An 11,114-nucleotide genomic window follows, 5' to 3' on the forward strand; every position below is an offset into this window, starting at 1 on the left:
CATGAGGAAGACGATCGCGGCCCTGAAGGACTTGCCGGCGGCGTTCGGCGCGAAGGCCACCGGCGCGCGAGCCGAGCGGGTCCGCTCGTCGCCGCAGTTCGACGGCAAGGTGTTCCGCAACGCCGCGCCGCGGCTTCCGATGACCGCGGCGTCGATGCGGACGATCTTCCGGGAGATGTTCTTCGGCGAGCACCGCGAGCTGCGCAAACCCGCCGGGGCGGTGCCGCTGGTCGCGGCGGCGCCGGTCGAGGCGGCCGACGGCCTGCACCTGACCTGGTACGGCCACGCGTCGGCGCTGGTCGAGCTGGACGGCGCCCGCATCCTGCTCGACCCGGTGTGGAGCGACCGCGTGTCCCCCGCGGCGTTCGCCGGCCCCCGGCGGCTGCACGAGCCGCCGGTCCCGTTGTCGGGCGTCGGCCGGGTCGACGCGATCGTGATCTCGCACGACCACTACGACCACCTGGACCTGGCGACGGTCCGCGAGCTGGTGACGTCGTCGGAAGCGCCGTTCCTGGTCCCGCTCGGGGTGGGCGCGCACCTGGAACGCTGGCACGTCCCGGCCGGCCGGATCATCGAGCTCGACTGGCACGAAGAAGCGACGGTCGCGGGTGTCCGGTTCGTGGCGACCCCGGCCCAGCACTTCTCCGGCCGCGGCATCACCAACGACGACACGCTGTGGACGTCGTGGGCGCTGCTGGGCCCGGAGCACCGCGTGTTCTACAGCGGTGACACCGGCTATTTCGACGGGTTCGCCGCGACCGGCGAAGCGCACGGCCCGTTCGACGCGGCCCTGATCCAGATCGGCGCCTACGCCCCGCACTGGCCGGACATCCACATGACGCCGGAGGAAGGCGTCGCGGCGGGGATCGACGTCCGGACGAAGCTGCTGGTCCCGGTCCACTGGGCGACGTTCCAGCTGGCGATGCACCCGTGGGGCGAGCCGGCGGACCGCGTGTGGCGCGAGGCGAAGGCGGCGGACCTGCCGCTGGCCATCCCCCGCCCGGGCGAGCGCATCGACGCGGGCGCTCCCCCGGCGGTCGACGGCTGGTGGCAGGCGCTGTGAAGCTGAAGCTCGACCTCCACGACATCTACAACCGCGGCGGCGAGATCGACCGGGCGCTCAAGGCGATCATCGACGAGGCCGTCGCCAAGAAGGCGCCGCTGGTCGAGATCATCCCCGGCAAGGGGTCGGGTCAGCTGAAGAAGCACGTGCTGCGGTTCCTCGAGCGCAAGGACGTCAAGGCGCTCTACCACCGCGTCGAAAAGGACAAGGACAACTTCGGCCGGGTGTTCGTGCACTTCCGCTGGAAGTGATCAGCCGGGCGGTGGGACGGTCTCGAAGCCCCACGCCTCACGGAAGGCGCTCACGGTCAGCCAGGCGAGCCGGGCGTTGACGGCGAAGAGCTGACGCACCGAGCTGAGAGTGTCGAACGACCCGTCGCCCTCCTCGCGGCCGCGCTCGAAGTCGGCCGGGCTGAAGCCGGCGCCGAAGACTTCGAGGACGGTCGCGAGGTAGTAGAGGTACCCGAGGGTCTCCAGCTGCAGCCGGTACAGCGGGACCAGCTCGGCGCCGACGGTGATCGGTGGCTGCCGCACCGCGCGCAGCAGCACGGCCGGATCGGCGACCGCGTGGGCGTCGACGTGCCGGACCAGGTCGCTCACGATGACGTCGTCGTACGCGCCGTGCGCCACCACTGTGCGCAACGCGCCCAGCTTGTTCCGCAGGTCACCGCCGACCATCCGGCCCGAGACCTCGGGGAGGGAACCGCTTTCGCGGATCATTTCCCTGGCTGTCCGGATCAGTTCCCGGGGCAGGCCGCCCGACAGGCAGTGGGCAAGACAGGTGAAGGGATCCGGGAGGCCGAGGACACGGCTGCTCAGCATCTCCTTCGCTTCCCCGAGGGTCAGGTACTCGAGCCGCAAGATGACGTCGAACGTGCTGTCGAACGCGTTCCGGACCGGGAGTCCCCGTCGTTCGAAGGACGCGAGGGCGTCCTCCGAAACCGACACGAGCAGCAGAAATCCCTGGACGCCGACGTCCACCAGCGACTTGATCTCGTTGACGAAGTCCTGGGCGTCCTCCGGGGAAGCGATCTTGTCGAGCTCGTCCAGGATGATCACCACGGACGGGGTGGCGACATCGGGCTCCTTCCGCACGCACTCGACCGTCGCTTTGAGGAACGCGCCGAATTCGCGGACGATCTCCGGGTAGCTCCGGGGCTGGCGGGTCCGCTCCCGGGAACCGCTGAGGCCGAGCTCCGCGCCGGCGAGCACGCCGAGCTTCCCGGACCAGCCCGAGGTGTGCTTCTGCTGGAACCTGATCTCGTCGAGCTGCTCGGCCGCTTCGCGCCGCAGCTCGGGCAGGGTGCGCGGATCCGCGTCGTGCCGGGATTCCCCGGACGGGCTCGCGGGAGGTCCCGCGGCGACGCCCGGCCGGCCGCGCAAAGCCACGGCGAGTGCCGCGCCCGCCGCGACCAGGGACACCACGGGCCACCAGAGCGACGTGAGCCACGCCCTGACGTCGGCCTTCGGGTCGCGCAACGACAGGGAGCCCGCCAGTCCCAGGACGAGCCAGGCGACGACGATCGCGGCGAACGGCCACCACCGGTGGAACCGGGTGCGCCAGACGTCCCGGGAGCCGGGCGGTTCGGCGGTCGTCACCCCTGCTCGATCGCAGAACTCGATGACCGCTTCGCACAGTCCCGCGTACAGGTGCAGGACGAACTCGCGCATGTCGTAGCGCACCGGCACGCTTTCGAGCAGCGCGATGTGCTTGGAGTTCTCTTCGGCGAGCAGCTTGCCCTGCCGGAAGACCTCGAGCCACGTGGACTTCCCGGAACCCCGGGGGCCGGCCACGCCGATCGCACCCCCGCTGATGCCGGCCAGCGTCATCTCGAGCTTCTTGCCGGCCGCGGTCTTGCGGGCGACCGGCTTTTCCGCGCGCATGTGGCCGAGCGCACCGGGGGCGTAGCTCGGCAACGTCGTGCTGAACGGCGGGTCGTGCACGGCGTTGGTGTGGAAGACGACCCGCTGCAGCACGGGCCCGACGGCTTCCTTCCGCCAGTCCGCGACGAGGTCGTCGCGCCGCTGCTCCAGCTCGCCGAGCCGCCGTTTCCACCCCCGGCTGAACTTGCGGGTGACGTCCCCGGACAACCACCGGGGCACCCGCGGGCCGAGCAGCAGCGGACCGCCGAGGACGAGGACCACCAGGGACAGCAGGTCCGCGGCCAGCCAGGTCACCCAGTCCGGCCCCGATACCGGCACGACCCCGGTCAGCACCAGGGCCGAGAGGGTGATCGCGACGACGGCGACCCCGAGTTCCCGGCCGAACACCGAATCGGGGATGCGGCCACCCCGTGCCTCTTCCGCTTTGGCGGGCCCGATGGCGAGCCCGAAGGCGAGAAAAGCCGCCGCCATGGCCAGGACGGCCGCGACGCCCCAGATCACGGCGGCGAAGACCGGGCCCAACGCTTCGATGGACGGCGTCCAGAGCCGCCAGAGCGACAGCAGGAACACCGCGAGGAAGACGGTGATGAACGGCCAGCTCGCGCCGTATCCGGCCGGTTCCCCGGTGAGCCTGCGGCCCGCCCAGGCCACGGCCACGGGAGCCGGGCGGAAGAGGGTGGCGAGGCCGGCCACCACCACGGCCGCCGACACCCAGAAGTGGCCGGTGGAGCTCAACGGCGTCTGGAGCAGCTGCCAGAAGACCAGCGGGGAGATCACCCCGATCCACAGGGTGGCGCCGAGCGCCGCGTGCGCCCGCTTGTCCCGGACATCCGGCGGACCGGCCGGCGGAACGGGTGACTCCCGGTGCACCGCCAGGGTCTGCTCGGCGTGATCGACCGCATCGCTCTGGGCTCTGGTCTCGTTGCGCAGCGCGGACCGGTCTTCGACCACCCTGGTGACCACGTCGCGGCGAACCTCGCCGAGGTCGGTTCCCGGACGGTCCCGGCGCAGGTCGGGCTCGAGCTTGTCGAACTGCTCGCCCGCCAGGTTCCGCAGTTCTTCCGCGAGCCAATCGGCGACCTCACCAGTCGGCTCCACGAGGGCGCGCCCGGAACCGGGACTGGTCTGCGGCGAAGCGGTCACAGAGCGGAATGCTAGCGAAGCGGACCGTACTGGCCGGGCGAAACGAAGGAATTCGTGGTCAGAACCGGCTGTCGTGCCGGGCTTGGGCCCAGGCGCGGTCCCACGCCGACGCGTGGACGCGGCTCACCGCGAACCGGCCGATGCCGTACATGCCGGCCAATGACCCGGTGATCGCCACCCACAGCAGGATCGCCGCGAAGATGCCGTCGGCCACCGACGTCGACGGCGAGAGCGGCTCGTTCGTCAGCTCGCCGCGCTGGTCCAGCCACACCGATACGCGAGTGCCGGCCGGGCTGCCCGCGTCGGCCAGCACGTCGCCGGTGTGGCGGGCTCCGCGGGCGTCGAACCAGGCCGCCTGGACCGTCGTCTGGTCGGCCGGCGCACCCGCGCCGTCGGTGCTGTAGGCCTGGCTGGGCGCCGCGGCGAGGGACACCGCCGTCGCCGGGTGGCGGGTGGTGCGTTCCTGCGCGGCGCGGGCGGTCTGCGCGGCGTAGGTCTCGGAGCCGAACGCCGCCGCGAACGGCAGCGCCAGCAGCGCCCCGGCGAAGACCAGCACCAGCAGGGCGGCCTCGACGCGGTCGCCGAGCCTGGTCAGCGGGTTGCGGCCGGGGTGCAACCGGCGCCGGAACCGGGCGATCCGTCCGCTGGGCCCTCGCATGCGCGGCACTCCTCCCAGAAAAACTTCAACTGGGTAACAGTGTGCCCGCGAGAGTTCGACTTACTCTCGTGATTGGGACGCGGCCCACCTGTGAAACCCTGCACAACCACCCGGTCGCGTCAACTCGCCGCGATCGCCGACCACAGCGCGTGAGCGATCTCGCGCCCGCAGACGTCGGTGTGGCCGCGGACGAACCGGTCCGCCAGCAAGTTGTGCGGGACTCCCGGCCGCCACCGGTAGGTCCCGCTCACCGGCAACAACTCCGCCGCGACGGCCTCCGCGGTCCGCTGCGCGCCGCTGCGGCCGATCGCGCCGTAGCAGCCGGCCGCGGCGCCGGCGATCCGCGAGGCGATCGCGAACGCGGTCCCGACCTCGAGGTCGTGCGCGGAGTGCGTGACGAGGATCGGCCCGGTCACGACCCCCTCGGCCACGACCCGGCGGAACGATCCGGCGAAGCCGTGGTGCGAGAACGCCGCCTGCAGCAGGGTCAGCGTGGCCAGGGACCCGGCCGGGCGCTCGTTCGCGGCCGCCGTGACGAGCCGGGCGCCGAAGCTGTGGCCGACGAGGTGGACCTTCGGCCCGGCCAAGCCGGCCAGCAGCGGCGCGAGACCGCGGACACCGACTTCGCCCGCGCGGGCCTTCAGCTCGTAGTAGGCGAGGAAATCCAGCAGCTGCCCGGCCGCGTCGGCGCCGAGCCGGTCCATCACCGTGCCGCCGGGGAGCGTGAACAGCTGCGTCGACGCGTCTTCGGGGTCGTCCGCGCCGCGGGCGGCCGCCGAGAGCAGCGCGGCGGCGAACGCCGTGCGCGCGGTCGCGCGGGCGGTCAGCGCCGGCACGAGGTCGGCCGCGGCGTCGATGGTGAGCCGGTGCTCGGGCACCAGCTCCCGCAGCAGGTCCAGCCGCTCGGTCAGGCCGGCCTCGGCGAGCTTGCGCGAGGGCCACAGCACGCAGGCGAACGCGATCCGCCGGCCCGGCAGGTCGCCCGAAACCGCGCGCAGCGACCCCGCCAGCGCCGAATAGAGCAGCCGCGCGACCAGGGGATCGTCGTTCCAGCCGTGCGTCAGGACGACGAGGTCGGTGACCGCCGGATCGGCCGCGAGCGCCCGCACGGCCGCGCCGCGGTCGCCGGCGAGCTCGCCGGCCCGGTCGAACTCCACCTCGGCGGCCGGGAAACCGGACAGCTGCACGGAGGTCCTCCTCGGGCGACGACTCCCGGTGAGTCGCCCCCCGCCCCGCGCTTGTTACTCAGAGCCAGTCGTCGGGACGCGGCCACGGCATCAGCGCCGACAACGCGTCCTTCGCCGGTTCGGTGACCGCGTACCGGCCCCGGTGGAACAGCAGCGGCCGGGCGTCCGACGGCGCGCCCAGCGCGGTCACGCGCCCGATCACGACGTAGTGGTCGCCGGCCTCGTGGACGGCTTCCAGCGCGCAGTCGATCCACGTCAACGCGCCGTCGAGCAGCGGCGCCCCGGACGGCGCGGGTGTCCAGCCGACCCGGGCGAACTTGTCCTCGCCGCGGGCGCCGAACACCGCGCTGACCTCCTGCTGGTCCTCGGCCAGCACGTTGACCGCGAACCGGCCCGCCGCGGCCAGCACCGGCCACGTCCGCGAGGTTCGGGCCGGGCAGAACAGCACCAGCGGCGGGTCCAGCGACAGCGCGGCGAACGACTGGCAGGCGAACCCGGCGAGGGTGTCGCCGTGCCGGCCGGTGACCACCGTGACGCCGGTGCAGAAGTGCCCGAGGACGCTGCGGAAGCCGGCCTGGTCGACCGCCGGCGCGGTCATGCGCCCGGGGGCCGCGCGCCGACCGAGAAGTCGTGGCCCCACAGCGAAACCGCGGTGCTCTCGCGGGCGATCCAGTGGTCGTCGTCGACCTGGCGGCCCTCGCAGCCGAACTCGACGTCGAAGCCGCCGGGGGTCTTCATGTAGAACGACAGCATCAGGTCGTTGACGTGCCGGCCGAGCGTGGCCGACATCGGCACCTTCCGCCGGATCGCGCGGTCGAGGCACAGGCCGACGTCGTCGGTGTTCTCGACCTCGACCATCAGGTGCACGATCCCGGACGGCGTCGGCATCGGCAGGAACGCCAGGCTGTGGTGGCGCGGGTTGCAGCCGAAGAACCGCAGCCACGCCGGTGGCCCGTCGGCGGGCCGGCCGACCAGCTGCGGCGGCAGGCGCATCGAGTCGCGCAGCCGGAAGCCGAGGACGTCGCGGTAGAACCGCAGCGAGGCTTCGTCGTCCTTTGTGGACAAGACGACGTGGCCGAGGCCCTGCTCGCCGGTGACGAACTTGTGGCCGTACGGGCTCACCACCCGCCGGTGCTGCAGCGCGACGCCGTGGAACACCTCCTGGGTGTTGCCGGACGGGTCGTCGAAGCTGATCAGCTCGTCGACGCGGCGGTCGGCCAGCTCGTCGGGCGTGCCTTCCTTGTACGGCACCGACGCACTGTCCAACCGCGACCGCAGCTCGGCCAGCTCACCCGCGTGAGCCACCTCCCAGCCGGTGACCGCCAGGCGATCCGCCGAACCGGGCGAGATCACCAGGCGCGCCGGGAAGTCGTCCATGCGCAGATAGAGCGCGTCCGGGTTGGTGCCGCTGCCTTCGACCATGCCGAGCACCTTGAGCCCGTACTCGCGCCAGGCCGCCATGTCGGTGGCTTCGATGCGGAGGTAGCCCAGTGACCGGATGCCCATCAGGAACTCCCGAGGAAGTCGAGGGCCAGCCGGTTGAACTCGTCGAACTTCTCCAGCTGGGCCCAGTGCCCGCAGCCGCCGAAGACGTGCAGCTGCGCGCGCGGGATGGTCTTCAGCGCCACGAGTGCGCCGTCCAGGGGGTTGACGCGGTCTTCGCGACCCCAGATCAAGAGCACGCGCTGGCGCAGCCGGTGGGCTTCGCGCCAGAGCATGCCCTCTTCGTAGGTTTCGGGGTGGGCGAACGACTTCCCCATCGCCCGCATCGCGGCCAGGGACTCCGGCGTGTTCGCCGCGGCGAAGCGTTCGTCGATCAGCTCGTCGGTGATCAGCGCCTGGTCGTGGACCATGATCCGCAGGAACGCTTCCATCCGCTCCCGGCTGGGGTGGGCGCCGAACTTCCCGAGGTTCTTGACGCCCTCGGTCGGGTCGGGCGCGAACAGGTTGACGCTCAGCCCGCCCGGTCCCATCAGCACGAGCCGTCCCGCGCGCTTCCCGTGGTTCAGCGCGAACCTCACCGCGGCCCCGCCACCCAGGGAGTTGCCGACGAAGTGGGCGCGTTCGATGCCCAAAGCGTCCATCAGGCCGGCGACGGCGTCCGCGCTGTGCCGGAAGTACTGCGGGTGCTCGGTCGGCTTGGCGGACCGCCCGAAGCCGGGCTGGTCGACGGCGATCGTCCGGTAGTGCTTGGCGAACTCCGGCAGGTTGCGCCCGAAGTTGCTCCACGCCGACGCGCCGGGCCCGCCGCCGTGCAGCAGGATGACCGTCTCGGCGTGCTCGGCGCCCGACTCGTGGTAGTGCAGCTTCAGCGAGCCGGCCTGGACGTACTTGCCTTCCGGTGCGGCCATCAGTACATCGCGTTCTCGACGGGGAGCCCGAAGGCTCCGGTGCCGAACATGACGTACGCGCGCTCGGCGTCGTTGGCCGCGTGGACCCGGCCGGCGTGCGCGTCGCGCCAGAAGCGCTGGATCGGCGTGCCGCGCTGGATCGCGCGGCCGCCGGAGTTCTCGAAGAGCCGGTCGATCGCCGCGATCGCGCGTTCGGTGCCGCGCACCTGGTCGCGCCGGACGCGCAGCCGCAGGTCCGCGGGCAGCCGCTCCTCGCGCTTCGCGAGTTCGTACAGCTCCTCGATGTTGCGGGTCAGCTGCAGCCAGGCCGCGTCGATCTCGCTGGCCGCTTCGGCGATCCGCACCTTGGCGAACGGGTCCTCTTTGGACTGTTCACCGGCGTACGCGGCCCGCACGCGCTTGCGCTGGTGCTCCACGTGCGCGTCGTAGGCGCCCTGCGCCATGCCGATGATCGGCGCGGTGATCGTGGACGGGTGCACCGAGCCGTAGGGCAGCCGGTACAGCGGGCCGGGGTTGACCGCCTGGCCCGGCACCTTGCACTTCGACGTCGCGATGAAGCTCAGCGCGCGGTGCTGCGGGATGAAGACGTCTTCGACGACGATGTCGTTCGAGCCGGTGCCGCGCAGGCCGACGGTGTCCCAGACGTCCACGATGGTGTAGTCCGCGATGGGCAGCAGGTAGGTGCAGAAGTCGACCGGTTTCCCGTCCTTGAACGCGGGTCCCCCGAGCAGCACCCACGTGCAGTGGCCGGAGCCGGAGGAGAAGCTCCAGCGGCCCGACAGCCGGTAGCCACCGTCGACGACCTCCGCCTTGCCCATCGGCGCGTACGACGAGGAAATCCGCACGTCTTCGTCTTCGCCCCAGACCTCTTGCTGCGCCTGCGCGTCGAACAGCGCCACGTGCCACGGGTGGACGCCGAGGATGGAGGCGACCCAGCCGGTGGATCCGCAGGCGCTCGCGATCAGCTTGACCGCGGTGTAGAAGCTCACCGGGTCGGATTCGAGCCCGCCGAACGGTTTCGGCTGCAGCATCTTGAAGAACCCGGTCTCCTGCAGGGCCTTGACGGACTCCTCGGGCACGTTCCGCGCGTCCTCGGTGTCCTGGGCCCGTTCCCGCAGGACCGGCAGGAGGTCCCGGACCCCGGCGATCACCTGCTCGCTCATGCGCAGTCCTCTCTCGTTTCGCTTCCCCCAAAGACTAGAACACGTTCTCGTTTTTGTCGAGAACGCCCTGCGCCAGGGCACTGTTGATCCCCGCCCTGCGGCCGGAAAACACGCAGTCGGCCAGCGACAACCCGCTCACGTACGACCTGGAACAGATTCCCACCGCGGTGCGCCCGGCCGCGTACAGCCCGGGTATCGGCTCCCCCGCCCCGCTCCGCACCGCGCCGGTGTCCTCGTCGACGACCAGGCCGCCGAGGGTCAGCATCGGCGTCGGGTACCCCAGGTTGGGCCGGACCGAGATGTCGATGAGCGAGAACGGCGGGTGCTCGAGCCGCCGGCGGAACTCGTCGGGCTTGCCGGCGGGGTCCGCGGTGCCGTGGTAGGCCTCCACGCTCGCGCGCAGCCCCTGTGGGTCGACGCCGGCCTTGCGCGCGACCTCCTCGACCGTCGCGCCGAGGACCCGGCCGCGGCGCAGCAGGTAGCGCAGCTGGAGCCATTGGAACCACTGGCTTTGCTTCCGGCCGTCGCGCCGCGCCTCGGCGACGATCGGCGCGTCGACGAGCAGCCAGCCCGTGCTCTCGTGCTCTTCGATGAGCTTCTCGCCGACGGCGGCGCCGTACCGGGACTCGTCGATGACCCGACGCCCGTCCGCGTCGACGATGATCCCGCCGAGGAACGCGCTGGGCGGCGTGACGAACCGCCAGGCCGAGATCCGGTCCAGTTCACCGGTCGCGCCACCGGCCTCGACGCCGAGCCGGATGCCCGACCCGTTGTCGGCGGACGTGCCGAGCGCGAGCCCGCCGCGGTACTTCGGGGCGTGCTCGCGCACCATCTCGCGGTTCGCGATGAACCCGCCGGCGGCGAGCACGACCCCGCGCCGGGCGGTGATCCGCAGCTCACGGCCGTGCGCGCGTTCGAAGCGCTCGACGCGCCGGTGCAGCGACTTGCGCAGCGACGGCACGTAGATCCCGGGCTTGGCGGCGTACCGCGCGAATCGCTGGTGCCGCGCCCGTATCCGCGCGGGCGCGTCGTTCAGCGAGTCGGCGACGAGTCCGGTGACGCGCCCGTCTTCGCACACCAGGCTCCGGACGTGCGTCTGGGTCAGCACCCGGATCCCGCGTTCGCGCACCGCCGCCGCGAGCCGGGTCATCAGCGTCTTCCCCGACGTCCCGGGCCCCTTGACCCGGTGACCGCGGGGAGCGGGCTTCGCCGCGTCGCGGAACCCGCCGGCGGCCTCGCTGCCGGAGTAGTAGAGGTAGTGGGCGTCGCTGGGGTAGGACGTCTTGTACGGGCAGAGGCTGCCTTCGAACGGCACGCCGTTGCCCTCCAGCCAGGTGATCATCTCGCGGCTGCCCTCGCAGAAGCGCCGCAGCGTCGCCTCGGAGACGACGTCCCCGGCCTCGAGCCGCAGGTAGGCGTACATCGCGTCGACGGAGTCGTCGACGCCCGCGTCGAGCTGCTGGGCGGTGCCGCCGCCCGCGTAGACCACGCCGCCGCTGACCGCGCTCGCACCGCCGCCGGCGAACCGTTCGACGATGACGACCTCGGCGCCCGCGTCGGCCGCTTCGAGGGCGGCGCAGGCGCCGGCCGCCCCGAACCCCACGATGACCACGTCCGCGAAGAGCTCGTCCATGGTCGGTACCCTAGAACTGAAACACGTTCTCGT

Annotated in this window: 10 protein-coding genes; 2 read left to right on the top strand and 8 right to left on the bottom strand. The window is 72.0% G+C overall.

Going from position 1 to position 11,114, the window contains the following annotated elements; translation table 11 throughout:
* Position 1: 1 nt before the first annotated feature.
* Together ACWEVP_RS21730 and ACWEVP_RS21735 are read left to right on the top strand one after the other, a co-directional pair.
* Positions 2-1,063, top strand: a complete 1,062-nt coding sequence (locus ACWEVP_RS21730; RefSeq protein ID WP_452064381.1) for an MBL fold metallo-hydrolase — start codon at positions 2-4, stop codon at positions 1,061-1,063.
* A complete protein-coding gene (locus ACWEVP_RS21735) occupies positions 1,060-1,314 on the top strand; it encodes a Smr/MutS family protein (protein WP_086675002.1) in 255 nt (84 codons plus the stop codon). Before ACWEVP_RS21730 ends, ACWEVP_RS21735 begins: the two co-directional genes overlap by 4 nt.
* Here ACWEVP_RS21735 and ACWEVP_RS21740 read toward each other — a convergent pair whose 3' ends face one another.
* The 8 genes from ACWEVP_RS21740 to ACWEVP_RS21775 form a co-directional block, all read right to left on the bottom strand.
* Positions 1,315-4,089, bottom strand: a complete 2,775-nt coding sequence (locus ACWEVP_RS21740) for a transcriptional regulator (protein WP_452064382.1) — start codon at positions 4,087-4,089, stop codon at positions 1,315-1,317.
* Between the two features lie 58 nt (positions 4,090-4,147).
* Positions 4,148-4,747: an Rv1733c family protein gene (locus ACWEVP_RS21745; RefSeq protein WP_452064383.1), complete on the bottom strand. Its 600-nt coding sequence runs from the start codon at positions 4,745-4,747 to the stop codon at positions 4,148-4,150.
* Positions 4,748-4,866: 119 nt separating this feature from the next.
* On the bottom strand, positions 4,867-5,934 hold the full coding sequence (locus ACWEVP_RS21750; protein ID WP_452064384.1) for a hypothetical protein: 1,068 nt from the start codon (positions 5,932-5,934) through the stop codon (positions 4,867-4,869).
* A gap of 58 nt (positions 5,935-5,992) precedes the next feature.
* Positions 5,993-6,532 carry a 3-hydroxy-9,10-secoandrosta-1,3,5(10)-triene-9,17-dione monooxygenase reductase subunit gene (gene hsaB, locus ACWEVP_RS21755; protein WP_452064385.1) on the bottom strand — a complete coding sequence of 180 codons (540 nt, stop codon included), beginning with the start codon at positions 6,530-6,532 and terminating at the stop codon, positions 5,993-5,995.
* The gene (gene hsaC, locus ACWEVP_RS21760; protein WP_452064386.1) at positions 6,529-7,440 is read right to left on the bottom strand and encodes an iron-dependent extradiol dioxygenase HsaC; all 912 of its coding nucleotides are present in this window, start codon (positions 7,438-7,440) and stop codon (positions 6,529-6,531) included. Before hsaC ends, hsaB begins: the two co-directional genes overlap by 4 nt.
* Positions 7,440-8,285: a 4,5:9,10-diseco-3-hydroxy-5,9,17-trioxoandrosta-1(10),2-diene-4-oate hydrolase gene (gene hsaD / locus ACWEVP_RS21765; RefSeq protein ID WP_452064387.1), complete on the bottom strand. Its 846-nt coding sequence runs from the start codon at positions 8,283-8,285 to the stop codon at positions 7,440-7,442. The genes hsaC and hsaD overlap by 1 nt, the downstream gene beginning before the upstream one ends.
* Positions 8,285-9,448 (bottom strand): 3-hydroxy-9,10-secoandrosta-1,3,5(10)-triene-9,17-dione monooxygenase oxygenase subunit, encoded by a 1,164-nt coding sequence (gene hsaA, locus ACWEVP_RS21770; protein WP_452064388.1) that lies wholly within the window; start codon positions 9,446-9,448, stop codon positions 8,285-8,287. Before hsaA ends, hsaD begins: the two co-directional genes overlap by 1 nt.
* Positions 9,449-9,482: 34 nt before the next feature.
* Complete coding sequence (locus tag ACWEVP_RS21775) at positions 9,483-11,081, bottom strand: FAD-binding protein (protein ID WP_452064389.1); 1,599 nt, start codon at positions 11,079-11,081, stop codon at positions 9,483-9,485.
* Positions 11,082-11,114 lie beyond the last annotated feature (33 nt).

It is taken from the genome of Amycolatopsis sp. NPDC003865 (assembly GCF_053605345.1).